Raw genomic sequence first — 25,344 nt, forward strand, 5'->3', positions numbered from 1 at the left:
TCGCAATGTTCGCCGCAACCTACGCCAATTCAAAGCGTAGACATCTTCTCGGCAGTCTTGCCTGTCGGCAACACACGCGCGAAATCCTTTCAACCCAACCATCGTAAGTAACAGGAGGACAAGAAATACCACCCAGTCTACAACCGCGCCCAGAGACCCAGAATTGTCATCACTCAGCAAGAATGCCCGCCAGTTGGCGGGCATTCTTGCTCTTCTATGTCTTGCGGAGTCAGGCGCCTCAACAACACAACAAAGATCTACTCTTCCACAGCAACTCTTAAAGGTACGGGGTTAACTTCGTTGCCAACTTGAGTGTCAATTCGATAGTAGGAGTAGCACAAATAGGCGTGCTCGCCTGCATAGGAACATCACCCAGAACAACTGCCTGCTTTGTAATCTCCGTGAGAGCAACACTCAGTGATTCGGGTGCTACGCGCGTCGCCTCTAGAAACATTTTCTCCAGCATGACCACCGCTCCTTGTCCAGTTGAATAGTAACAAACACACAGACATCAACCCGTCTGCCAATCCACACTAGCAAGACAAGCACCACAAAGCAAAGTAAATGCAGATACCCCAACCAGGAAAAGGCGGCAAAAATGTTGCACGCACTACAAATGATGGACTCGAAGTGCAAAATGAGCCTAGCTACAGTAACGGCAAACCACGCGCTAAACGAGACCTAATAGCCCTCTCAGCGTAGCGATAGAGCATCATTTCATTCTCGCGGGCATAGCTAGGAAAAAGCCTGTTGCAATCCATATGTATGAGGCTTGCAACAATGCCGGGAATTTTCTTGGAATCACTCTTCCGCTGCAACAGCTCGAATCTCTTGGCGCAATCATCAATTACGTCTTTATCAATAATGCTGACCATGTCGATGCTTCCAGCGCTCTCAATGAAATTCTCCTGCTTGCGGTAGCCTGCGCTTACGGCGCTCTTCGATTTGACTTCAACTTGAAGGCTGCTCAGCAGAGCATCGCCTTGCGCCCTGCAGAACGATATCGCGTCCTCTAGACGACCAAAGCACAATTTCAGCCTTAAGAAAAGAAGTCTCAACGCGAAAATCCAACGCTCATCCTCTTGCCCATCTGCAAGCGAACCAGATTGCAAGAACAGCATGGATAGCATGCTGCTCTCGTGAAATATTGCGTGACAAGCCTCCATTCCCTGCAAGCCACCGTATCTCTCGTACTCAGGGACATAGCATGTGACGCGCGCATCATCAATAACGCCCCGACGCACCCACAAGTTAACTAACGCTATCAACCATCCCGAGAACGCGTCCTTCACTCGGAGTCGCAAGTGACTTCTTCCCTCACGAGAATAGCGGACGAAGAACCATGTAGCACTACCGTGATCCTTGAACCGCGCCTTGACAGCCGGCATCCACTCCTCGACTAAGAAACCATCAATCTCACTAATCCCGATATCTAGCTCCATAGAAATCCAGTCGCCCAACAGCTCGGCAGTCGAGCATCCGTCCGCCGACACGGTCGCCCCCTCGATAGGCGAGCCCCCAGCAATCCATTCCCTTCCAGGATGCCGAATAGAAACCGGAATAACAACCTCATTTGCGTAATGCCGGTCACGCCCACCTTCGGAGGGAAGCCAGAGCGATTCTGTGACACGATCAGCTTTCGATTGCCACACGTAAATCCCGAATGCGAGAGCAGAGGCGCTATCGTCCAGATCGAAGTCCAGGACATTGTCCGCTTCGGCTACAGAAACGAGCCTAGGAAAGCCTCGCCTCTCCCTTAGTTCGAGAACTGCCGCATGGAGCTGACAGAAGGCCTTGTCTCCGTTAAGCATATCTCGCTCCCAAGACTCAATCCGCCAAGACCTCAGGCCAAGTATCAAAGATCCAAATCTTATTCTTGGAATGTAGCTAAGAGAATTGGCTACGGGATTACCGAAGAACTTCAGACTAAACTCACCCGCCTGACTCGATATGAGGTGAAGCATTCTATAGATTGGCGAACTGTACCCGCCGGAGTAGTGGGCAGTTGACAGCCTCGGCAAGATCGCAGCTTCCAACTTTTTGCTGAATAGCGATATTCTTCCAAATTCGCTTGATACGAGGAGATCGTCAAGCTCGAGGTGCCCTTCCGCTCTTCCGCTCGGCAGGTAGGAACCACAAACTATTTCGTGCAACCGGATAGATTCTCTCGAAGCAATGTTCAAAAGTATGGGGTCGCTACCAAACATTACTTCGGCTGTAAGCTGGCCTGCGAGCTCAGCCTCGCGGCGATCCATTGATTCACAAACCGTCTTTATGGAAACAGACCCCTCCGTGAATCGTCCAAGGATTCGCGCCGAGGAAGGACCGAACAATCCAGCGAAATGGCACCTAACATCGGGCCCGGAATCGAGTACATTGAGTATCAATGAATAGGTATCTCCGATGGCGAGCTCTGGAGTTCTCGCATTACGTCCGATGCTATGAACATCCGCTTCCGTCAGCTCAACCTCCTCGTTACCAGGAGTAGAAGAAGAGATTATTCTGAGCAACATTTCGTCGAGACTTGTCCATGTAACCTTCTCTGACTGCTCCGCCTTTACCACACCAAGCCCCTCGATGAGTGGACTCTTACGATTACGCTTGGGACCGACCTGCACGCCTGCATCCGGATCACATACTCTCAAGATCGGAACCCAACGCCCAGCACCGAACTTCTCCTCAATGGCCAACGCAAGAGATTTTGCTTCAAGATTCTCATGCCACATTAGAGGGAGCAGCTTGCGTAGATCTTGGGTCACTTCTGCTGCCACACTTCGGCCGACCTGGAGCCCTGAACTGGCGCGAAGGAGCTCCACATACAGAAGATTTTTTTCTTTCTGAGCAAGTCCTGCATCAGAAGCCCTCTCATGAGCTACCTCATACACCCGCTCATACAGAGAACGAAAGTTAGCTATCGAGGTTGTTCTTCTTGTGATCGACTCCAACTCCCCAACACAAGATCGCACCTCCCTTAACGAAGGAAAACGCTCGATACAACTCAAAAGACTTCTCAGCGCACCACCTGAAATGGACGGTCGAAGCTCTGTTGTTAAAATTTGATCGCGTATACAGCCTCTTGCAAACTCGTAAGCGGCATCGGATGTGAACTCACCAGACGCCAGAAGGCTCGATACCAACTCCGAAACTGGGACGAAGTGGACCGAGATATTTGAACTCTGCAAGAGCCTCGTTGCACTTTTCGTCAAACTCCGTGTCGACAGCGCAAAGTTTTCAGTGCTTCGATCTACATACGTGTAACGGTAGACTCCTCTCAGAAGGACGATAGTTGGATTCAACCTAACGAGGGTCATACCCAACTCGCTATCACTTGCTGCGAGAATCGTCGTCTCGCAGAACCCCGATATTTTCTCCAGCACGCGACCATCGATTCTTGTGTAGACCGAATCATCTATTAGCGGATGCAGGTTACTGCACTCTCCGGCAACTGACGCAGTTGCTATTCCAGCCATTAGGCCGAATGGAGTAGATCGCCTAACTGCACGCGCGAGATACTTGTATACCGAGAAAGCTAGACTGACGCGCTCCGCCAGAACGGTTGAAGGGTCTCGCAGTCTGCCCAATCGACTATTCAACCCCTCGGCAGCGTGAAGCATCGCTAGACTTATTCGCGGATCATCGAGAGCTGCTAGCGCTTTATCTATGAGCGCTGTCGCGGGGCATAATTCCTGAAGTTCCAGTCCCGCATGTTCAGTCGGACTTAGATCGTAAGCGAACGCCAGGGGCGTTCGCACAACTGCAGTTTTAAAATACTCAATATCCCACGACCCGAGAGCAGCTTTACCATTGACTCTTGTCCATTCGTCCATGCGCTCTTCTTCACCATGCTCGCTTTGTGAAATTTAGGGTTTCATCGAAACTGCTATTACAGATTACATTCTCCGCCTTCGGAAAATTACACTTCAATAGCGTACTGCGTATAGCCCGACGTGATCTCCATGACGCAGGCGGCAAGAATTTCAAGTAACAGGTATCGCTCCCGGCGGCTCCGATGGCAGTTTTTCGCGGAGCAGAGATTGCTGCGGCCGTAAGCTCCCCCGTCAAGCAGGCATTTCAAAAGTAGAACTTTCGGCGTGTCGGATGCGGTGCTCGGCGGGCGTCAGCCCACCAAGTGAGTCGTGGGGTCTTTCTTCGTTGTAGTCGATCATCCACCATTGCGCCGCCTCGCGGACGTCGTCCAGGCGGGCGAACAGGTGTCGGTCAAGCACCTCTTCCCGGAACGTGCGATTGAAGCGCTCGATGTACGCGTTCTGGTTCGGCTTGCCGGGCTGGATGTACTGGATGGCCACGCCGCAGCCCTTGGTCCAAGCGGTGAATGCCTCGCCCAGAAACTCCGGGCCGTTGTCCGTGCGAACGACCTGCGGCAAGCCGTGGTCGCGCTTGAGCTGTTCGAACACGCGCACCAGACGATCGGAATTGATCGAGGTGTCGATCTCGATGTGCAGGACCTCCCGGTTGAAGTCGTCGACCACGTTGAAGGTCCGGAACCGCCGCCCGCAGGCCAGCGCGTCGCTCATGAAGTCGACCGACCAGACGCTATCGGGCAACCGGGGCACGTAAAGCGGTACCCGTTCACGCTTGGGCAGGCGCCGCTTGGCGGCCCGTCGCAGGTTGAGCTTCATCGCCTTGTATACCCGATAGATCCGCTTGGGGTTCCAGTCCGGCCGCGCCTTGCGCAGCTGGTCGCAGTACTTCCAGAAGCCGCGGCTGGGATGTTCCTCAACCCGCCCGACCAACGCCGCGATCAGCTCTGCATCACGCACCGTCCAGTCCAGCGGCGGCGTATACCAGGCCGCCCGCGACAGCCCCACGCAATGACAGGACCGGCTCAGTGGCCGCGCATGCACTTCGGTCAGGAATCGCACCACCTCGCGCTTCTGCGCCGGTCCTACAGTTTTTTGCGATCAGGTCCTTCATGGCCGCGTTGTCCAAGGCCAACTCGGCATACATCCGCTTGAGCTTGGCGTTCTCCGCCTCCAAGTCCTTCACCCGGCGCAGCTCGGAGGCTTCCAGACCCCCGTACTTGCTCTTCCACTGGTAGTACGTGGCCACGCTGATGCCGGCCTGGCGACACAGATCCTTCACCGGAAGCCCGGCGTCGGCCTGCTTGAGGATCGAAACGATCTGTGTCTCGGTGAAACGGGACTTCTTCATGGAACCTCCTGGCGGGAAAACCTTGCCAGAAAGTTCTACTTAGCGGGTGTCTGTCAGATGGGGAAGATTACGCTTCCAGCGGCAGGCACAACAGGGCAGAAGCTGCGAGCTGGGCGTTGAGCCAATTCTTTACTGCGAAAGAGCGCTCATCACTGCCCTGGAGCGACGCCGCCACCTTCTCTTGCCACTACTCCCCCCCGCGAGTATCCAGCCTCCATGGCCGACTCAACGAGATCGCCGTCTAGTAACACTTGCCTACTTAGCAGAAGCACCGCAACAGTTGAGACCATTTGCAACAATCACGGCTTCATCTGCTTCGCACGCCGCCCTTCGAGATAGGCTCGCATCAGGTGCCCGGGCCTGAGCATCAGCTCCTTGAGCGAATACAGCATGCCGCGATCCATGTGGAGCACGCTGTGCTCCAGCTCATGGCCGAGGAAATGCCAGTCGATGCGATGCACGGGCGTGGGTTGGCCGCAGGCGGGACAGAACTTCTGCTGGGGATCGGCGACGGCTCGGCCGCAGTTGATGCAGATGCTCGCGTCGCCCATGCCGCTCCCCTCCCCGTGGTCGGCGGATTCTAGGGAAGCGAGGTGCGAACGTCCAACGCGCGTGCGCAGCGCGCCCCACCGAGGGGAAAACCTGCACCGCGAAGGTGCCTGCTAAAGCGGCTGCGAGACGCGCCGATAGCGCCTCAATGACGGCCATGCGCGAACGCACGGCCACCCCGCCACGCAAGGAAACCCATGAACGCACGCGCCGCCGACCCCACCGACGACGCCGGCATCGACGACCACATCCAGTCCGTATCGGGACTGTCGGACTCGCTGCTCAAGCAACTGCGGCAATCGCTGCAGAAGATCGACGAGATCAACCGCATCACCCGCATCATCTCGATGAACGCCCGCATCGAAGCCGTGCGCATCGGCACGGCAGGCCGCAGCTTCGGCGTGATCGCCGAAGAAATGGATACCCTCGCGCGCCGGGTCAGCGACACCGCGCAGGACATCGACCGCATGGCCGTCCGCACCAGCCATGACCTGCGGGAGCGGCTGGACCGGCTGCAGACCGACGTGCGCCGCACGCGCCTGACCGACCTCGCCCTGGCCAACATCGACCTGATCGACCGCAACCTCTACGAACGCAGCTGCGACGTGCGCTGGTGGGCCACCGACGCGGCCGTGGTCGCGGCGGCGCAGGATCCGCAACCGGCCGCGCTCGCCCATGCCAGCCAGCGGCTGGGGCAGATCCTGGACTCGTACACGGTCTACTTCGACCTGGTGCTCGCCGACCTGCAGGGCAACATCATCGCCAACGGACGGCCGCGCCAGTACCGCTCGACAGGCCAGTCGGCCGCACAGCAGGCATGGTTCCAGTCCGCCATGGCCACGCACAGCGGAGAGCAATTCGGCTTCCAGTCCATGCATGCCAGCCCCCTGGCCGGCGGAGAGCGCGTTCTGGTGTACGCCTGCACCGTGCGCGAAGGCGGCCGCGTGGCGGGAAGACCGCTGGGCGTGCTGGGCATCGTGTTCCGCTGGGATGCGCTGGCGCAGACTATCGGGGAACGCACCCCGTTGTCGGACGCCGAATGGCGCCGCAGTCGCGTCTGCATCGTCGACGGACAAGGCCATGTGCTGGCCGACTCCGCGCGCGGAGATGCCGCGTCGCCGCGGCTGGACTTCCCGGGGCGGGCGACCCTGTTCGCACAGGCCCGGGCTGCGACCGATCTGGTCATCGAGGGGCGCGCCTGCTGTCTGGCGCAGGCGGCCTCCCCCGGGTACGAAACCTACCGCACGGGGTGGCACTGCGTGATCCAGCAGGGCGTCGCTTGAAGACCCGCGCTCTCAGGCGAGCCATACCTCGCCATCGCGCACCTGCACCGCGACGGCGTGCAGCGTGTCGCCCCGGCATGGCCCTGCGACACAGGCACCGGCCACGAGCTCGAACGACGCACCGTGGGCCGCACAGACCAGATGACCTTCCTTGCTCTTGAGGAACTGCCCGGGCGCCCAATCGAGGCGCCTGCCCGCGTGGGGACAGACATTCAGCCAGGCGCGCACCTCTCCGCCCGACCGATAGAGGATCAACGACTCGGCATCGTCGCCGATCGTGGCCTCAACCTCGGCGAAAGCCCCGTCGGCGATGTCATTCAGTGCACTCAGTCGCATGGCGCTTAACGAAGTCCTCACACGGTCATCTAACCGTCATCCGATACTGCGTGCACCGGCTCCTGCCGCATTCTGTCACGACGCACCGCCATGTACGCACGCCATTTCCAGTTCAATTCCTTCCGCCACATCTTCGCGCCGCGCAAGCCGCGCCATCCGCTGCTGCGGGTGGGACTGGGCCTGGTGGGCGTGGCGCTGCTGGGCGTGCTGGTGTTCTTCAGCGTGTTCGTCGGGGCGGCCATGATCGCGGCCGGCCTGGTCTACAAGCTGGTTCGCCAGCGCGGCAAGCCGCAGGCCCGCGATGCGCGCGTGGTGGACGCGGAATACCACGTGGTGCGCAAGCCGGTGCTTCCGCTGTCGCGTTGATCGCACCGCGGGAACCCGGTTCCCGCCTACACTTTGCGGCCGTTCCACCTGCTGCCCGGCCGCCATGACCGACCTCGTTCCCGCTCCGCCCGTGCCACGCGTTCCCGTACGCGGCGGCGGCACGTTCCCTGTCCGGCGCATCTTCTGCGTCGGCCGCAACTTCGCCGACCATGCGCGCGAGATGGGCGCGGCCGCGCCCGCCTCGAAGGCCGAGCGCGGCACGCCGGTGTTCTTCCACAAGCCAGCGGATGCCATCGTCACCGGCAACGCGGACGTACCCTACCCGCCGGGCACGAACGACCTGCACCATGAGGTCGAACTGGTCGCCGCGCTGGGCGCCGACGCACCCGCGGGCACGCTGTCGCGCGAAACGGCGCAGGACCTGGTCATCGCCTACGGCGTCGGCCTGGACCTGACCCGTCGCGACCTGCAGGGCGCCGCCAAGGCCAAAGGCCTGCCGTGGGATACGGGCAAGGGCTTCGATCATTCGGCCCCCATCAGCGAACTGGTCGCCGCCGCGGATGTCGGCGCGCTCGATGCCCGTACCCTGACCCTTAGCGTGAACGGTGCGGCGCGACAGCACGGCGCACTGCAAGACCTGATCTGGGACGTGCCCGACATCCTGCACGAGCTGTCGAAGCTCTATGCGCTGAAGGCCGGCGACCTGGTCTTCATGGGCACGCCGGCAGGCGTGGCCGCACTGGTGCCCGGCGACACCTTCGTGGCCTCGCTCGATGGCGTGGTGGAATTGCGCGGGCGCATCGCCGGCTGATCCTGCCTTGCACAGTCGACGCCCGGGGTTATAGTCCATCGCAGTGGCGTGTCGGCGCCGTTCCAGGAGATGACGCAATGGGCATGATCAGCGAGTTCAAGGAATTCATCGCGCGCGGCAACGTGGTCGACCTGGCCGTCGGCGTGGTGATCGGCGCGGCCTTCGGCAAGATCGTCACCACCCTGGTCGACAAGATCATCATGCCGCCCATCGGCTACCTGATCGGTGGCGTCGACTTCTCGAAGTGGGCGTGGACGCTGAAGGAAGCCACCGTCGACGCCGCGGGCAAGGAAGTGCCCGCGATCGTGGTCGGCATCGGCGAGTTCCTGAACACGGTCATCCAGTTCGTCATCGTCGCGTTCGCGATCTTCCTGCTGGTCAAGGCGGTCAACCGCCTGCACCGCAAGCCCGAGGCCGCGCCCGCAGCGCCGCCCGAGGACGTGCTGCTGCTGCGCGAGATCCGCGACGCGCTGAAGAAATAACGAACGCGGCGTTCCGGATCGGCAACGCCGTCGACGGAAACACGGGGCCACGGGCTGCTAAGCTCGTGGCCTTCGTTTTTCCGGGACTTTCCATGCGCCTTGCTCCGCTGCTGCTCGCCCTGGCCGTCACCGCTCCCGCTTTCGCCGCGTCGCGCGAAACCCGCATCCCCGACGCCGCCCTCGCCACCGCGGCGCAGCTGCGCGAACAGGCGCTCGCCGACCGCACCGGTTGGAACGTCGTCGAATCGCTGACGACGGAGGTGGGCCCGCGCCTGGCCGGCAGCGAGGCCGATGCGAAAGCCGTGGCGTGGGCACAGGCGAAGTTCAAGACGCTCGGCTTCGACAAGGTGTGGATCGAACCGGTGACGTTTCCGAAGTGGGTGCGTCGCAGCGAGCGGGCCGCCGTACTCGGTGGACACGCGCAACCGCTGACGGTCACCGCACTCGGTGGCAGCCCGAAGGGCACGGTGGAGGCGGAGATCGTCCGCTTCACCGACCTGGCTGCGCTGGAAGCGGCGCCCGCGGGATCCCTGGCCGGGAAGATCGCGTTCGTCGATTACCAGATGACCGCCGCGCGCGATGGCAGCGACTACCGCAACGGCGGCGCGATCCGCTCGAAGGGCCCGTCGGCCGCGATCCGCAAGGGCGCGATCGCGTTCCTGATGCGCTCGGCCGGCACGGATAACCATCGCGTCGCGCATACCGGCATCACCCGGTTCGACGAAGGCCTGACGCCGGTGCCGTCGGCATCGCTGACCATCCCGGATGCCGACCAGTTGGCGCGCCTGCTGCAACGCGGTCCGGTGCGCGTGTCGCTCGCGCTGGATTGCGGCTGGGACGGTGAGTACACCTCGCACAACGTGATCGGCGAGATCACCGGGCGCAGCCTGCCGAAGGAGGTCGTGGTGATTGGCGGCCACCTGGACTCGTGGGACCTCGGCACCGGCGCGATCGACGATGGCGCCGGCATCGCCATCACGATGGCCGCCGGCCACCTGATCGGCCAGCTGAAGCAGGCGCCGAAGCGCACGATCCGCGTGATCGCCTTCGCCAACGAGGAGCAGGGCCTGTACGGCGGCAAGGCGTATGCGGAGAAGCATCTGGGCGACATCACGCGCCACCAGATCGGTGCGGAGAGCGATTTCGGCGCCGGTCGCATCTATGCGTTCAACACCGGCGCGCCGGACCACGCGCGCAAGGCCACCGAGCAGATCGCGCAGGCGCTGGCGCCGCTGGGCATCGAGTACGCGCCCGGCAAGGGCAGCGCGGGCCCGGACATCAGCCCGTTCGCGGCAAAGGGCATGGCGTGGGCGTGGCTGGCGCAGGACGGCAGCGACTATTTCGATCTGCACCACAACGCAGACGACACGCTCGACAAGATCGACCCGGCCGCGCTGGCGCAGAACGTGGCGGCTTACACGGTGTTCGCCTACCTGGCGGCGGACGCCGAGGGCGACTTCGGCAGCCAGCTCAAAGAGTGAAAACCGGTGTGGGAGCGACGTAAGTCGCGATAGGCAACAGATCGACAGCGATCTTCCCGTCGCGACTTACGTCGCTCCCACATCCATCTCGCCTTGTATGGCCAAGCTTAACGCTGACGCTGCTTCCACTGCGCCAGGAACACCGTCGTCGCCGCGGCGACATTGAGGCTTTCGACCGCGCCGCTGCCGGGAATCGACAGTCGCATGTCGCAGGCGTCGGCCAAGCGTGCATCCATGCCCTCACCCTCCGCTCCCATCACGTAGACGAGGCGCTGCGGCAGCTTGGTGGCGAACAGGTCGTCGCCACCGCGCACGACGGTGGCGGCCAGCGAGAAACCTGCATTGCGCAGCTGGGCGGCGGCGTTGTCCGCCTGTCCCATGCGCACCAGAGGCACCTGCTCGGCGCCGCCCTCGGCCACGCGTGCGGCCGCGCCGGAGATCGCCAGCGTCGAATCACGCGGCAGCAGGATGCCGGCCACGCCGAAGTGCGCGGCCGAGCGCAGGATCGCGCCGAAGTTGTGCGGGTTGCCCACGCCATCGAGCCACAACGCGGCGACGGGCTTGCCTTCGGGCAATGCGCGAAGCCAGTCGGACATCGGCAGCGGCTCGACCTTGCGCACGTCGGCCACGATGCCTTCGTGGTGCGTACTGGCCGCGAGCCGGTCGAGATCGCCTTCTTCCACCACGCGGTAGCCGACCCGCTGCTTCACGCACCACGCCAGCAACGGCTTCAGGGCCTGGATGCGCGACTCGGTCAGGTAGACCTTGCGGATCGCGTCCGCGCGCCGCGCGAAGACCGCCTGCACCGCATTGAGGCCGTACAGGCGGAGTTCGTCGCGCGCGCTGCCCGCGGGGCGCTCTTCGCGCGGCGAGGGCGCTTGCGGCGGCCGCGGCGCCGCATCGCGCGGCGGCCGCCGCCGATCGGGCGGATTGCCCGGTGGCCGTGGCGGCCGGCTGTTCCAGGGATTACTCACGTCAGGCCTTCGTCTTCCAGAAGTCGGCGTTGCGGATGCCCAGCGCATCCGGATCGAACGTCGGGTCAACGCCCAGCTTCTTCTGCCGCTCGTAGTCGCGCAGCGCGATCAGCGCCGGCTTCTGCAGGATCAGGATCGCGATGACGTTCAACCACGCCATCAGGCCGACGCCGATGTCGCCCAGCGTCCAGGCCATCGCGGCGTTGTGGTACGCACCGAAGATCACCATGCCCACGATGCCCACGCGCAGCAGCAAGGTTGCCAGCGGATGGGTCTTCTTGGTGCCGGCCAGGTAGGTCAGGTTGGTTTCGGCCATGTAGTAATAGGCCATGATCGTGGTGAAGGCGAAGAAGAACAGCGCCAGCGCCACGAACCCCGCACCCCAGCCCGGCAGCACCGATTCCACCGCGGCCTGGGTGAACTGCGCACCTTCCGAGGGTTGCAGGCCCGGAACGCCGGAGAAGATCTCGACCAGCGTGTCCTTGCCGTTCTCGGTGACGGTCTTGAACGTGTTGTACATGCCCGTCGACAGCAGCAGGAACGCCGTCGAGGTGCACACCAGCATGGTGTCGAAGTAGATCGCGAAGGCCTGCACGTAGCCCTGCTTGGCCGGGTGCGAGACCTCGGCGGCCGCGGCGGCGTGCGGGCCGGTGCCCTGGCCGGCTTCGTTGGCGTAGATGCCGCGCTTCACGCCCCAGGCGATCGCCTGGCCGATGATCGCGCCGAACGCCGCATGCGCGCCGAACGCGCTGGAGAAGATGTCGGCGAACATCGCCGGCACCTTGCCGGCGTTGGCGATCATCACGATGACCGCCATCAGGATGAACGCCAGCGCCATGAACGGCACGACGACTTCGGCGAACGTGGCGATGCGCTTGATGCCGCCGAAGATGATAAGCGCCAGCACCGCCGCCACGCCCACGCCCAGCCACAGCTTCAGCGCACCCGCACCACCGACGGCGTCGCAGCCACCGGCGCTGCACAGCACGTTGGTGGCACTGTCGGCGATGGCATTGGCCTGCACGCCCGGCAGCAGGAAGCCGGTGGCGATGACGGTCGCCACGGCGAAGGCGACGGCGTACCACTTCAGGCCCATCGCCTTCTCGATGTAGTAGGCCGGACCGCCGCGATAGCGTCCCTCGCCATCCTTTTCCTTGTAGATCTGCGCCAGCGTGCATTCGATGTACGACGTGGACGCGCCCAGGAAGCCCATCACCCACATCCAGAACACCGCACCGGGGCCGCCGTAGGCGATCGCGGTGGCGACGCCGGCGATGTTGCCGATTCCCATGCGGCCGGCCATCGAAATCGCCAGGGCCTGGAACGAAGACACGCCCGCATCGGATTTCTGCCCGGTGACGGTCAGGCGGCACATCTCGGCGAAACCGCGGACCTGCATCACGCGGGTGCGTAGGGTGAACCACAGGCCGGCACCCAGGCACAGCGCGATCAGCGCGTTGCTCCAGATGATGCCGTTCAACCAGTTGAAAAAGGCTTCCACGGGGATGCGTCTCCGTCGTTCGTGCGTGCGCTGGGATTCGGGAAGGCGGCGCAGGGCGCCGCCGGGTCCCTGCAAGATAACCGCAACACGTGCCGCTGCGCAGTCCCCGCCGGCGCTTCAGCCCGGCCAGACCCGCCCGAACAGCCTCAGGTCGTGCAGTCCGTCCGCCTTCTGGATCGCGGCCCGCCGACAGCCTTCTTCGGCGAAGCCGTTCTTTTCCAGCACCCGCGCGGAGCCCGGGTTGGTATCCAGCACGTTGGCCTCGATGCGGCGCAGCGACAGCGCAGGCACCACCCAGCCCAGATAGGCCGACACCACGCGCGTCATGTGGCCCTGGCCCCAGTGCGCGCGTCCGAGCCAGTAGCCCAGTTCCGCGGCATGACCGCGCTCGCCCGCGTGCGGGCGCACACCGATACCGCCGCGGGCTTCGCCATCGATCTCGATCGCGAACACCGGATGCCGGAAGTCCACCACATGGCCGGCCAGGAAGGCCTCGCCATCGGCCCGCGTGTACGGATGGGGGAAACGCTCGCTCAGGCCACGCGGTACCTGCGGATCGTCGGCGTGGCGCAGCAGGGCATCGAGATCGTCCGGCCGCCATGCACGCAGCAGGAAGCCGTCGCCCGCGATGTGCACGTCCGCATGCGGGCGCGCGCCGGTGTCAGCCATGGCCGCCGACGGAGGGTGTCTCGGCTTCCAGTTTGCTCAGCTCGTGCGCCACCGCTTCGGGCGAACGCGTGAACGGCGCCAGCAGCGCGTAGAACGCCGGCACCACGTACAGCGAGAGCAGCGTCGAGAACGTCACGCCGAAGATCACCACCACACCGATGGTGGCGCGGCTGGCCGAGCCCGGCCCGCCTGCCAGTACCAGCGGCACCGCGCCCATGACGGTGGCGACGGACGTCATGAGGATCGGACGCAGGCGCACGCGTGCGGATTCGGCGATGGCCTGCGCCACGCTGGCGCCGTCGTCGCGCAGCTGGTTGGCGAATTCCACGATCAGGATGCCGTTCTTCGCCGCCAGGCCGATCAGCATGACGATGCCGATCTGGCTGAAGAGGTTCAGCGTGCCGCCGGTGACCCACAGGCCGATCAGCGCGCCCAGCACCGCCAGCGGCACGGTCAGCATGATGATCAGCGGGTGGATGAAGCTCTCGAACTGCGCCGCCAGCACCAGGTAGACGATCAGCAGCGCCAGCGTGAACGTCAGCAGGATGGCGCCGCCGGCTTCCTGGTACTCGCGCGATTCACCCTTCCAGTCGATCTGTGCGTAGTCCGGCAGCTCCTCCGCCACCGCCTGCCGTGTCCACTCCAGCGCTTCTCCCATCGTGTAGCCCGGCGCGAGGCCGGCGCTGATTGTGATCGCGCGCAGGCGGTTGAAGCGGTTGAACGTGCCCGGCTCGGCGATCTCGCTGAGCGTCACCAGGTTCGACAGAGGAACCAGTGCGCCATCGGTGCCGCGCACGTAGGTATTGGCCAGATCCTCGGTATTGGCGCGGTTCTCCCGACCGGCCTGCAGCATGACGTCGTATTCCTCGCCGTTGTCCACGTACGTGGTCACCTGGCGCGAACCCATCATCGTTTCCAGCGTGCGGCCGATCTCCTGCACCGGCACGCCCAGATCGGCGGCGCGGTCGCGGTCGATGTTCACGCGCATCTGCGGGCGCGTTTCCTTGTAATCAGAATCCGGATCCTGGATGCCCGGGTTGGATTCCATCCGCTGCAGGATGCGGTCGCGCCACTGCGCCAGTTCGGCGTAGTCAGGGCCGCCCAGCACCAGCTGGTAGCGCTGGCCGCGACTGCCGACCAAGCCACCGGCGACGTTCGCGCGCGCCTGCACGCCCGGCAGCTTCGAAAGTTCCGCGCGCAGGCCGTTGACGACATCGTCCGTCGTCGCCTCGCGCTCGTGCCAGTCCTGCAGGAAGACGATGACCTGGCCGGTATGCATGTCCTCGCTGCCGCCGAATCCGCGCGGCACGCGCGAGTTGGCCCGCTCGATCGGCTTGTCGCCGCCGACCTGCCCCATCACGATGCGTTCGACCTGCTGCATCTGGTTGACCATGTAGTCGAAGCCGGCGCCTTCCGGCCCATCCACCATCACGAAGAAGCGGCCGCGGTCTTCTGCCGGCGCGAGCTCGCTGGGCACGCGCAGGCCCAGCACCACCACCGCCACGCCGCACAGCGCCATCGCCAGCAGCACCAGGCCGAGGATACGCTTGCCTCTCATCGCGACAAGCCGCTCCACGTGGCGACCGTAGCCATTGCTGACGCGGGTGAGCGTGCGGTTGGTCCACGCATTCAGGCCGCGCGGCTCGGTGTGGGGCCGAACCAGCTTGGACGACATCATCGGCGTGAGCGTCAGCGCGACGAAAGCGGAAATCGCCACCGCCGCCGCCAGCGCCACCGACAGCTCGCGGAACAGGCGGCCGGTGTTCCCCTCCATGAAGCCCACCGGCAGGAACACGGCCACCAGCACCGCGGTGGTCGCGATGACCGCGAACGCAACCTGCGCCGTGCCGCGTCGTGCGGCGACCAGCGCAGGCTCGCCCAGGTCGGCGCGCCGCTGCACGTTCTCCAGCACCACGATGGCGTCGTCCACCACCAGGCCGATGCAGAGCACCAGCGCGAGCAGGGTCAGCAGATTGATCGAGAAACCGAACGCATACAGCGCGATGAAGGCGGACACCAGGCAGACCGGCACCGTCACCGCCGGAATCAACGCCGCGCGCAGGCTGCCGAGGAACAGCCAGATGACCAGGAACACCAGCACCATGGCTTCGCCCAGCGTCCAGTACACGCGCTCGATGGACGCTTCGATGAAGGTGGTGCTGTCGAAGGCGATGAAGATTTCCGTGCCTTCCGGCAGCGTCTGCTGGATCACCTCGGCTTCGGCACGGGCCGCGCGGGCCACGTCCAGCGCGTTGGCGGTGGACGTGCGCACGATGCCCAGGCCGACGTTCGGCACCGCATTGCTGCGCAGGTAGGATCGGCGCTCCTCCGCACCCAGCTCGACCTTCGCCACATCACCGAGCCGGACGACATAACCGTCCGCGCCCTTGCGCAGGGGCAGCTGCGCAAACTGTTCGGGGCGCTGGTAGCCGCGCTCGACGCGCAGGGTGAAGTCGCGCGTCTGCGATTCGATGCGGCCGGCCGGCAGTTCGACGTTCTGCGCACGCAGCGCGGTTTCCACGTCACCGGTGGTGACGCCACGCGCGGCCATCGCTTCGCGATCGAGCCAGATGCGCATCGCATAGCGCTGGCCGCCGCCCAGTTGCACGCGGGCCACGCCATCGAGCGCGGACAGGCGGTCCAGCACGTAGCGGTCGGCGTAGTCGGTCAGCTCCATCGTGTCCATCACGGTGGAACGCATGTTCAACCAGATGATGACGTCGGCGTCGGCTTCCACCTTGGAGATCTGCGGCGGATCGGCCTCCTCCGGCAGGCGGTTCATCACCCGGCTGACGCGGTCTCGCACGTCGTTGGCGGCGGCTTCGATGTCGCGGCTGAGGTTGAACTCGATGGTGACGTCGGCACGGCCGTTGCGGCTGCTCGACTGGATGGTCTTGATGCCCTCGATGCCGGACAGGCCGTCCTCGAGGATCTGGGTGATGCGCGTCTCGACCACCGCGGCCGACGCACCCGGGTAGTTCACTTCCACCGACACGATCGGCGGATCGATGTTGGGCAGTTCGCGCAGGGTCAGGCGCAGGAACGACATCACGCCCAGCACGACCAGCAGCAGGCTGACCACCACTGCGAAGACGGGGCGCTTGATCGACAGATCGGAGAGCTTCATGGCGCTCAGCCCTTGCCGTCGGCGGCGGGCGCGTCCTGCTTCGGCGGCGCGGCCGGCGTGGCATCGGCCACCTTCACGCCGGGGCGCAGCTTGCCGGTGCCGTCGATGACGATGCGGTCACCCGCGGCGACGCCTTTCAGGATCTCGACGCGACCGTCGCGGCGCACGCCAGCGGTGATCGGTGCCTGTTCGACGCTGCCATCCGCCTTGACGCGGTAGACGAACGAGTCGCGTCCCACCTGCACCACCGCGATCTCGGGAATCACCAGCGCCTGCCGCTCGGGACGGAACAGGCGCACGTCGAGCAGCATGCCGGGACGCAGCCTGCGGTCCTCATTGGCGAAGACCGCGCGAACGGTGACGGCGCGGGTGGCCGGATCGATGCGCGCGTCGACGGTTTCGACCTGGCCCTCGAACGACACGCCGGGGTACGCCGTGGCCGTCGCCGTCACTGCATTGCCCGGTTCGACCGAGGCCAGCGCGGCTTCCGGCAACTGGAAGTCGACGTACATGCGCGAGAGGTCGTCGAGCGTGGCGATGGTGCTATTGGCCGTGATCAGCGAACCGGGGCTGACCTGGCGGATACCGAGGACGCCGGCAAACGGTGCGCGCACGCTGCGGTCGCTGATGTCGGCACGCGCCTGGCGCACGCGGGCGGCGGCGGCATCGCGCAGGGCCAGCTGGGTATCGAGTTGCGAGCGCGCGATCAGTTGCTGGTCGGCCAGCTCCTTCTGCCGGCGATACAGGCGGTCCGCTTCGGCGAAGGTCGCCTCGGACTGCACCAGCGCGGCCTGTGCCGCGTCGCCCTTCAGCGTGACCAGCGTCTGCCCGGCCTTGACCTGCTGGCCGCTCTCGAAATGCACGTCCTGCACGATCTCGCTGACCTTCGCGGTCAGGGTGACGGATTCGCGCGCTTTCGCCGTGCCGAGTGCCTGCAGGGTGTCGCTCCAGGCGCCCGATTGCACGACCTGGGTGGTGACCGGGATCGGACGCTCGCCCGCATTGCCCTTGGCCTTCGCCTGTCCGTCCTCGCCACCACCGCACGCGGCAAGCAGCAGCAGGGGCAGCGCGACCAGCAGGGCGCGGGGAGCGGATCGGTTGAGCATGGAACTTCCCGTAATCATCGTTATCTACGCAAGTCTACCGGCCCTACGTGACGCGAGGCGCGACAGATGCGGTAGTCGGTGCGGGAAACGCGCCGAAGGGCGGGCGGTGCACACACCCGACCATGACCAATGACCCTTGCCGGCCACGGAGGGCCGACGGCCGGGCTACTCCAGACCCAGCGTCGCCAGCACCTGCAACGCGAGCGCCTCGGGGTCGTGCTCGCCTGCATGCAGATGTATGTCGGGGCGTTCGGGCGCTTCGTACGGGGAATCGATGCCGGTGAAGTTGGGAATCAGGCCGGCACGCGCCTTCCTGTACAGACCCTTCACATCGCGCGCTTCCGCCAGCGCCAGCGGCACATCGACGAACACCTCGACGAACTCCCCCTCGTCGAACCGCTCGCGCGCCATGCGCCGTTCCGCGCGGAACGGCGAAATGAAGCTGACCAGCACGATCAGCCCGGCGTCGGTCATCAGCTTCGCCACCTCCGACACGCGACGGATGTTCTCCACGCGGTCCTCGTCGGTGAAGCCGAGGTCGCGGTTCAGGCCGTGGCGCACGTTGTCGCCGTCGAGCAGGAAGCTGTGGTAACCCAGCGCATGCAGGCGCTTGTCCACCAGGTTGGCGATGGTCGACTTGCCCGCGCCGGACAGGCCGGTGAACCAGAGCACCTTCGGCACCTGGCCTTTCTGGCGCGCACGCGCGGCCTTGTCCACGTCGACGTGCTGCCAGTGCACGTTGCCGGCGCGGCGCAGGGCGAAGTCCAGCGTGCCGGCACCGGCCGTCGCATTGTCGTAGCGGTCGATCAGGATGAAGCCGCCGAGTGCGCGGTTGCGCGCGTAGGCCTCGAAGGCGATCGGTTCGTCGAGGCTGAGATTGCAGTAGCCCACCTCGTTGAGCTCCAGCCGTTTCGCGGCCAGGTGCTCCTGGGTGTTCACGTCGATGCGGTGCTTGATCTCAGTGACCGTGGCCGACACGGTGCGCGCACCGATCTTCAGCAGGTAGGGCCGGCCCGGCAGCAGCGGCGCATCCGACATCCACAGCAGGTGGGCGGCGAACTGGTCCGCCACTTCGGGCGGGTCGCCGGCGGCGGCGATCACGTCGCCGCGGCTGATGTCGATCTCGTCGGCCAGGGTCAGCGTGACGGCCTGCCCGGCCGATGCCGACGCGACCTCGCCGTTGGCATCCAGCACCTGGGCAACGCGCGTACGGCGCGACGATGGCAGCACGACCACCTCGTCGCCGGGCTTCACCTGCCCTGCGGCGATCGTGCCGGCATAGCCGCGGAAGTTCTGGTGCGGGCGATTGACCCACTGCACCGGCAGGCGCAGGCCGTCGCCGCTTTCCTGTGCCTCCACCTGCACCTGCTCCAGGTGCTCCAGCAGTGCGGGACCGGCGTACCAGGGCGTGCGCGCCGAACGCGACGACAGGTTGTCGCCTTCCAGCGCCGACAGCGGGATGCAGGTGACCTCCGTGATGCCCAGGCGCTGCGCCAGCGCGCGGTAGTCGGCGGCGATGCGCGCGAACACCGCTTCGTCGAAGCCCACCAGGTCCATCTTGTTCACCGCCAGCACCACGTGGCGGATGCCGAGCAGCGAGACGATGTAGCTGTGCCGATGGGTCTGGGTCAGCAGGCCCTTGCGCGCATCCACCAGCACCACGGCCAGGTCCGCGGTGGACGCGCCGGTGGCCATGTTGCGGGTGTACTGCTCGTGGCCCGGGCAGTCGGCGACGATGAACTTGCGCTGGTCGGTGTCGAAGTAGCGGTAGGCCACGTCGATGGTGATGCCCTGCTCGCGCTCGGCGGCCAGGCCGTCCAGCAGCAGCGCGTAGTCGATGCGCTCGCCCTGGGTGCCGTGCTTGCGGCTGTCCTTCTCCAGTGCGGCCAATTGGTCGTCGAACAGCCGCTTGCTGTCGTACAGCAGGCGGCCGATCAAGGTGCTCTTGCCGTCGTCCACGCTGCCGCAGGTGATGAAGCGGAGCAGCGGCTTGGACTCGTGCTGCTTGAGGTAGCCGGCAATGTCGGTAGGGGCATTCATCAGAAATAGCCCTCCAGCTTCTTCTTCTCCATCGACGCGCCCGGATCGTGGTCGATCACCCGGCCCTGGCGCTCGGAGCTGGTGGTGACGAGCATCTCGGCGATGATCTTCTCCAGCGAGTCGGCCTCGGACTCGATCGCGCCGGTCAGCGGATAGCAGCCCAGCGTGCGGAAGCGCACCCGCCGCTGCTGCGGCACTTCGCCCTCGTGCAGCGGCAGGCGGTCGTCGTCGACCATCAGCAGCGCGCCGTCGCGTTCGACGACCGATCGCTCGGCTGCGAAGTACAGCGGCACGACCGGGATGTTCTCGCGATAAATGTAGAGCCAGATGTCCAGCTCGGTCCAGTTCGACAGCGGGAACACGCGCACGCTCTCGCCGGTGTTGATGCGGGCGTTGTAGAGGTTCCACAGCTCCGGTCGCTGGTTCTTCGGGTCCCAGCGGTGCTTGTCGTTGCGGAACGAGAACACGCGTTCCTTGGCGCGCGACTTCTCCTCGTCGCGGCGCGCACCGCCGATGGCCGCGTCGAAGCGGTAGTGGTCCAGCGCCTGTTTCAGGCCCTGGGTCTTCATCACGTCGGTGTGGACGGTGGCGCCGTGGGTGATCGGGCCGATGTCGCGGGCGATGCCATCCGGATTGATGTGCACGCGCAGGTCCACGCCGGTCTCGGCGGCGCGCAGGTCGCGGAAGGCGATCATCTCGCGGAACTTCCAGCGCGTGTCCACGTGCAGCAGCGGGATCGGCGGCCGGGCCGGGGCGAACGCCTTCAGCAGCAGGTGCAGCAGCACCGAGCTGTCCTTGCCCACCGAATACAGCAGCACCGGATTGCGGAACTCGGCGGCGACCTCCCTGAGGATGTGGATGCTTTCCGCTTCCAGGCGGTCGAGGTGGGACAGGTGGTGTACGGCGGTCATCGAGGGGTGCGGCAGGGCTGGAATCCGGACGCGCTAGCCTAGCAGGGCTTCGCGTGATCGCCGGGAGGGCCGCCAGTATTCGGCCGCGGGCTCATGCCGGCGAAATAAGCGGGGGACATAAGCCCATAACCAGGCGTCCTTTCTGCCCGGGGGAACGGGTTCCTAACATCGACCGTCCCAGTCGCGCCCGTGGGCCACGCCGATGTCCGCCACCCAGCCAGTCCTCGCCCCCATCCCCCTCGCGGAGGAGCGGCGGGCGCTGCTGGCCCAGGCGGTAGCCGGCCTGGATGGCGCGAGCCTGTGGTGGATCTCCGGCTACACCGCTGGATTGGCGCAGGCCCAACTGGCGCCGCAGGCCTCGCCGACCACGTTGCCGAAAGCGATCGCCCCGGCCACCGGTGCGCAGGCCGCGCAGCGCCTGACCATCGTCTATGGCAGTCAGACCGGCAACGCCCGCCGTGCCGCCGAGGCGTTGTCCCAACAGGCCGAAGCCGCCGGACTGTCGGTCCGCCTGCTGCGCGCCGACGCTTACCCGCAGCGCGAACTGGCCAGCGAGCGCCTTCTCTATGTCGTCATCAGCACGCAGGGCGAAGGCGACCCGCCGGACGACAGCATCGGCCTGGTCGAATTCCTGCGCGGCAAGCGTGCGCCCAAGCTGCCGGAACTGAAGTACGCCGTGCTCGGCCTGGGCGATTCCAGCTATGCCGACTTCTGCGGCATCGCGTCGCGGCTGGATGCGCGCCTGGCCGAACTCGGCGGCAGCCGGCTGTTCGCCGCGGGCCTGGCCGACCTCGACATCGACACCGTCGCCACGCCGTGGCGCGAGCAGGCCCTGGCCCACGCCCGCGACCTGCTGAAGGCACCGGCGACGGCCACCACCCCGTTGGCGACCGTCACCCCGCTGCGCCCGGGTCACGCCGCCGCGTGGTCGCACGAGCACCCGTTCCCGGCCGAGCTGCTGCTCAACCAGCGCATCAGCGGCCGTGATTTCAAGGGACCGCGCTTCGGCCAGCACGGCGCTGCCCACAAGGACGTGCGCCATATCGAACTGTCGCTGGACGGCAGCGGTCTGCAGTATGAGCCCGGCGATGCGCTGGGCATTCGCCATCGCAATCCTTCCGCACTCGTCGATGCGGTGCTCGATGCGCTGCACCTGGATGGCAGCGCCGCTGTCAGCGAAGGCAGCGACACACTGCCGCTGCGTGAGTGGCTGGCCGCGCGCCGCGAACTGACCCGGCTGTCGCGCCCGTTCCTGGCCACGCATGCGGCGCATGCCCAGGCGGACGAGCTCAACGCGCTGCTCGCACCCGCACAGAACGCCGCGCTGGCGCAGCTGTCCAACACGCACCAGCTGATCGACGTGCTGCGTCGCTGGCCCGCCGACTGGAGCGCGCAGGAGCTGGTCGCTGCGCTGCGCCCGCTCGCGCCGCGCCTGTACTCGATCGCCTCCAGCCGCAAGCGCGTCGGCGAGGAAGCGCACTTGACCGTCGACGTGCTGGGCTACGAAGCCTTCGGCCACGCGCATGGTGGCGCGGCCAGCGGTTTCCTGGCGGCGCTGGACGAAGGCGACCAGGTACCGGTGTACATCGAGGGCAACGAGCGCTTCCGCGTGCCGGCCGACGGCAGCCGCGACATCCTGATGATCGGTCCGGGCACCGGCGTGGCGCCGTTCCGTGGCTTCGTGCAGGAGCGTGCGGAGACCGGTGCGCGCGGCCGCAACTGGCTGTTCTTCGGCGCCCCGCACTTCAACCACGGCTTCTTCTACCAGAGCGAGTGGCAGGACGCGCTGCGCAGCGGCGAACTGCACCGCCTGGACCTGGCGTTCTCGCGCGACCAGGCGCGCAAGATCTATGTGCAGGACCGCCTGCGCGAGCGCGGCCGCGAGGTCTACGACTGGCTGCAGAACGGCGCGCACCTGTACGTCTGCGGCGCCATAGGCATGGGCAAGGACGTGCATGCCGCGCTGCAGGCCATCGTGGCCGAGCACGGCGGGCTGGATGAGGATTCGGCGCGCGAGTACCTGGTGAACCTGCAGACGGAGGGGCGCTACGGGCGCGACGTGTACTGACGACCCCGCCCTTGTAGGAGCGACGTGAGTCGCGACCTGCAACCTTCCGGTCGCGACTCACGTCGCTCCTACAGTGAAACCGCCCATGAGCAACCATTCCGTCGAAGACATCAAATCCGAGAGCCACCGCCTCCGCGGCAGCCTGCTCGACAGCCTGGCCGACCCGGTCACAGGCGCGCTGCGCGAATCGGACCAGACCCTGATCAAGTACCACGGCAGCTACCAGCAGGACGACCGCGACCTGCGCGACGAGCGGCGCCGGCAGAAGCTGGAGCCGGCCTACCAGTTCATGATCCGCACGCGCACGCCCGGCGGCGTGGTCACGCCGGAGCAGTGGCTGAAGCTGGACGCGATCGCCACGCAGTACGCCAACCACTCGCTGCGCATCACCACGCGGCAGGCGTTCCAGTACCACGGCGTCATCAAGCGCGAACTGAAAGCCACGATGCAGGCCATCAACGCCGCGTTGATCGACACGCTGGCCGCCTGCGGCGACGTCAACCGCAACGTGCTGGTCGCGGCCAATCCGCTGGAATCGCGCGCGCATGCCGAGGTGCAGGCCTGGGCGACGAAGCTGTCCGAGCACCTGCTGCCGAATACCCGCGCCTATTACGAGATCTGGCTGGACGAGGAACGCGTGGCCGGCAGCGGCGAGGAAGAGGAGCCCATCTACGGCGCCACCTACCTGCCGCGCAAGTTCAAGATCGGCTTCGCGGTGCCGCCCGTCAACGACGTGGACGTGTTCGCCAACGACCTCGGCTTCGTCGCCATCCTCGAGGACGGCGTGCTGGCCGGTTTCAACCTGGTGATCGGCGGCGGCATGGGTGCGACCCATGGCGATGCGGAGACCTATCCGCGCGTCGGCAACGTGGTCGGCTTCATCACGCCCGACCAGTTGCTCGATGTCGCCACGGCCGTCGTCACCACCCAGCGCGACCTCGGCAACCGCGAGCTGCGCAAGCGCGCGCGCTTCAAGTACACCATCGACGACCATGGTCTGGACAAGGTAGTCGGCGAGATCGAACGCCGCAGTGGCGTGGCCCTGCAGCCCGTGCGCGCCTTCCGCTTCGACCACAACGGCGACCGCTACGGCTGGGTGGAAGGCGAGGACGGGCGCTGGCACCTGACGCTGCACCTGTTCGCCGGCCGCATCGCCGACACCGCGCATGCGACCCACCTGACCGGCCTGCGCGAGATCGCCAACGTGCATCGGGGCGAGTTCCGGATGACGCCGAACCAGAACCTGGTCATCGCCGGCGTCCCCGCGGGCGAGCGCGAACGCATCGACGCACTGGCCAGGACGCACGGACTCGACGCCGGCCAGCGCCTGGGCACGGCCCTGCAGCGCGCGGCCGTGGCCTGCGTGTCGCTTCCCACGTGCGGCCTGGCGATGGCCGAAGCCGAACGCTACCTGCCCGGCTTCACCGACCGCCTGCAGCCGCTGCTGGAAAAGCACGGCCTGCGCGATGCGCCGATCCTGCTGCGCATCTCCGGGTGCCCGAACGGCTGCTCGCGTCCCTATCTCGCCGAGATCGCCCTCGTCGGCAAGGCGCCGGGCCGCTACAACCTGATGCTCGGCGGCGACGCGCGCGGCCAGCGCCTCAACACGCTGTACCGCGAGAACATCGACGAAGCCGCGATCCTCGACACCCTCGACGGCCTGTTCGCGCGCTACGCCGGCGAACGCGCCGACGGCGAAGGCTTCGGCGACTTCCTCCACCGCAGCGGCGTGGTCGCCCTGCCGTCGTACCCCACCCACCGACAGATCGCACTGGAACTGCACGCATGAGCGCCCCCGCCCTTTCCCTGGACACCGACCAGATCGCCGAGCACAACGCATGGCTGGAAACGCAGACGGCCGAACAGCGCGTCGCCTGGGCACTCAAGCACGGCCCGGCGGAAGCGGCGATGTCCTCGAGCTTCGGTGCGCAGGCCGCGGTGCTGCTGCACATGGTGTCGCAGCAGAAGCCGGACGTGCCGGTGATCCTGATCGACACCGGCTACCTGTTCCCGGAGACCTACCGCTTCGCCGACGAACTGGTCGAGCGCCTGAAACTCAACCTGCAGGTCTTCCGTCCGCTGGTCAGCCGCGCCTGGATGGAAGCCCGCCATGGCCGCCTGTGGGAACAGGGCCTGGTCGGCATCGAGCAGTACAACAGCCTGCGCAAGGTGGAACCGATGAAGCGCGCGCTGAAGGACCTGGGCGTGGGCACCTGGTTCACCGGCCTGCGCCGCACGCAGTCGACCAGCCGTGCGAACGCGCCGGCGCTGCAACAGCGCGAGGCCCGCTGGAAGATCAACCCCATCGTCGACTGGACCGACCGCGATGTCTGGCAGTACATGAAGCAGCACGACCTGCCCTACCACCCGCTGTGGGAACAGGGCTACGTCTCGATCGGCGACTTCCACACCACGCGCCGCTGGGAACCCGGCATGCGCGAGGAAGACACCCGCTTCAACGGCCTGAAGCGCGAGTGCGGCATCCACGTCGAGGTCTGATGGCGACG

19 protein-coding genes are annotated in these 25,344 nt (G+C 65.4%); 8 read left to right on the top strand and 11 right to left on the bottom strand.

What is annotated here, in order from left to right:
* Positions 1 to 647 precede the first annotated feature (647 nt).
* From CYU89_RS01850 to CYU89_RS01860, 3 genes are all read right to left on the bottom strand, one after another.
* Entirely contained in the window at positions 648 to 3,827 is a 3,180-nt protein-coding gene (locus CYU89_RS01850; RefSeq protein WP_296278504.1) for a thiopeptide-type bacteriocin biosynthesis protein, read from the bottom strand.
* 231 nt (positions 3,828 to 4,058) lie between these two features.
* Positions 4,059 to 5,172, bottom strand: a protein-coding gene (locus CYU89_RS01855) for an IS3 family transposase (RefSeq protein ID WP_296278505.1) whose coding sequence is annotated in 2 segments (ribosomal slippage) — positions 4,059 to 4,920 and positions 4,919 to 5,172 — 1,116 coding nt in all. Because the reading frame shifts where the segments join, the coding sequence is not laid out codon by codon here.
* A gap of 299 nt (positions 5,173 to 5,471) precedes the next feature.
* Complete coding sequence (locus CYU89_RS01860) at positions 5,472 to 5,723, bottom strand: DUF3667 domain-containing protein (RefSeq protein ID WP_296278506.1); 252 nt, start codon at positions 5,721 to 5,723, stop codon at positions 5,472 to 5,474.
* A 195-nt stretch (positions 5,724 to 5,918) separates the two neighbouring features.
* On the opposite strand from CYU89_RS01860, the gene CYU89_RS01865 reads away from it, so the two are divergent.
* On the top strand, positions 5,919 to 7,004 hold the full coding sequence (locus CYU89_RS01865; protein ID WP_296278507.1) for a methyl-accepting chemotaxis protein: 1,086 nt from the start codon (positions 5,919 to 5,921) through the stop codon (positions 7,002 to 7,004).
* A gap of 12 nt (positions 7,005 to 7,016) precedes the next feature.
* On the opposite strand, the gene CYU89_RS01870 is transcribed toward CYU89_RS01865, so the two are convergent.
* Positions 7,017 to 7,340 (bottom strand): Rieske 2Fe-2S domain-containing protein, encoded by a 324-nt coding sequence (locus tag CYU89_RS01870; RefSeq protein ID WP_296278508.1) that lies wholly within the window; start codon positions 7,338 to 7,340, stop codon positions 7,017 to 7,019.
* Positions 7,341 to 7,430: 90 nt separating this feature from the next.
* On the opposite strand from CYU89_RS01870, the gene CYU89_RS01875 reads away from it, so the two are divergent.
* From CYU89_RS01875 to CYU89_RS01890, 4 genes are all read left to right on the top strand, one after another.
* Positions 7,431 to 7,706: a hypothetical protein gene (locus CYU89_RS01875; RefSeq protein WP_296278509.1), complete on the top strand. Its 276-nt coding sequence runs from the start codon at positions 7,431 to 7,433 to the stop codon at positions 7,704 to 7,706.
* Between the two features lie 64 nt (positions 7,707 to 7,770).
* On the top strand, positions 7,771 to 8,478 hold the full coding sequence (locus CYU89_RS01880) for a fumarylacetoacetate hydrolase family protein (RefSeq protein WP_296278510.1): 708 nt from the start codon (positions 7,771 to 7,773) through the stop codon (positions 8,476 to 8,478).
* Between the two features lie 77 nt (positions 8,479 to 8,555).
* Positions 8,556 to 8,960: a large-conductance mechanosensitive channel protein MscL gene (mscL, locus tag CYU89_RS01885; RefSeq protein ID WP_296278511.1), complete on the top strand. Its 405-nt coding sequence runs from the start codon at positions 8,556 to 8,558 to the stop codon at positions 8,958 to 8,960.
* A gap of 92 nt (positions 8,961 to 9,052) precedes the next feature.
* The gene (locus CYU89_RS01890) at positions 9,053 to 10,441 is read left to right on the top strand and encodes a M28 family peptidase (RefSeq protein WP_296278512.1); all 1,389 of its coding nucleotides are present in this window, start codon (positions 9,053 to 9,055) and stop codon (positions 10,439 to 10,441) included.
* 107 nt (positions 10,442 to 10,548) lie between these two features.
* Here CYU89_RS01890 and CYU89_RS01895 read toward each other — a convergent pair whose 3' ends face one another.
* From CYU89_RS01895 to cysD, 7 genes are all read right to left on the bottom strand, one after another.
* Complete coding sequence (locus tag CYU89_RS01895; RefSeq protein WP_343125235.1) at positions 10,549 to 11,415, bottom strand: RNA methyltransferase; 867 nt, start codon at positions 11,413 to 11,415, stop codon at positions 10,549 to 10,551.
* Between the two features lies 1 nt (position 11,416).
* Positions 11,417 to 12,916, bottom strand: a complete 1,500-nt coding sequence (locus CYU89_RS01900; protein WP_296278513.1) for an alanine/glycine:cation symporter family protein — start codon at positions 12,914 to 12,916, stop codon at positions 11,417 to 11,419.
* Between the two features lie 117 nt (positions 12,917 to 13,033).
* Positions 13,034 to 13,585, bottom strand: coding sequence for a GNAT family N-acetyltransferase (locus CYU89_RS01905; protein ID WP_296278514.1), 552 nt, complete (start codon positions 13,583 to 13,585; stop codon positions 13,034 to 13,036).
* A complete protein-coding gene (locus CYU89_RS01910; RefSeq protein WP_296278515.1) occupies positions 13,578 to 16,712 on the bottom strand; it encodes an efflux RND transporter permease subunit in 3,135 nt (1,044 codons plus the stop codon). Before CYU89_RS01910 ends, CYU89_RS01905 begins: the two co-directional genes overlap by 8 nt.
* Positions 16,713 to 16,717: 5 nt before the next feature.
* A complete protein-coding gene (locus CYU89_RS01915) occupies positions 16,718 to 17,818 on the bottom strand; it encodes an efflux RND transporter periplasmic adaptor subunit (protein WP_296278516.1) in 1,101 nt (366 codons plus the stop codon).
* A gap of 165 nt (positions 17,819 to 17,983) precedes the next feature.
* The gene (cysN, locus tag CYU89_RS01920; RefSeq protein WP_296278517.1) at positions 17,984 to 19,858 is read right to left on the bottom strand and encodes a sulfate adenylyltransferase subunit CysN; all 1,875 of its coding nucleotides are present in this window, start codon (positions 19,856 to 19,858) and stop codon (positions 17,984 to 17,986) included.
* Positions 19,858 to 20,769, bottom strand: coding sequence for a sulfate adenylyltransferase subunit CysD (gene cysD / locus CYU89_RS01925; RefSeq protein WP_296278518.1), 912 nt, complete (start codon positions 20,767 to 20,769; stop codon positions 19,858 to 19,860). Before cysD ends, cysN begins: the two co-directional genes overlap by 1 nt.
* A gap of 202 nt (positions 20,770 to 20,971) precedes the next feature.
* Here cysD and CYU89_RS01930 point away from each other — a divergent pair, with 202 nt between their 5' ends.
* The 3 genes from CYU89_RS01930 to CYU89_RS01940 all read left to right on the top strand — a co-directional run bounded on the left by CYU89_RS01930 (position 20,972) and on the right by CYU89_RS01940 (position 25,336).
* Complete coding sequence (locus CYU89_RS01930; protein ID WP_296278519.1) at positions 20,972 to 22,837, top strand: assimilatory sulfite reductase (NADPH) flavoprotein subunit; 1,866 nt, start codon at positions 20,972 to 20,974, stop codon at positions 22,835 to 22,837.
* Between the two features lie 85 nt (positions 22,838 to 22,922).
* Positions 22,923 to 24,626 (top strand): assimilatory sulfite reductase (NADPH) hemoprotein subunit, encoded by a 1,704-nt coding sequence (cysI, locus tag CYU89_RS01935; RefSeq protein WP_296278520.1) that lies wholly within the window; start codon positions 22,923 to 22,925, stop codon positions 24,624 to 24,626.
* A complete protein-coding gene (locus tag CYU89_RS01940) occupies positions 24,623 to 25,336 on the top strand; it encodes a phosphoadenylyl-sulfate reductase (protein WP_296278521.1) in 714 nt (237 codons plus the stop codon). Before cysI ends, CYU89_RS01940 begins: the two co-directional genes overlap by 4 nt.
* Positions 25,337 to 25,344: the final 8 nt, after the last annotated feature.

This window comes from Pseudoxanthomonas sp. (assembly GCF_002863005.1).
In the GTDB taxonomy this organism is placed as follows: Bacteria; Pseudomonadota; Gammaproteobacteria; order Xanthomonadales; family Xanthomonadaceae; genus Pseudoxanthomonas_A.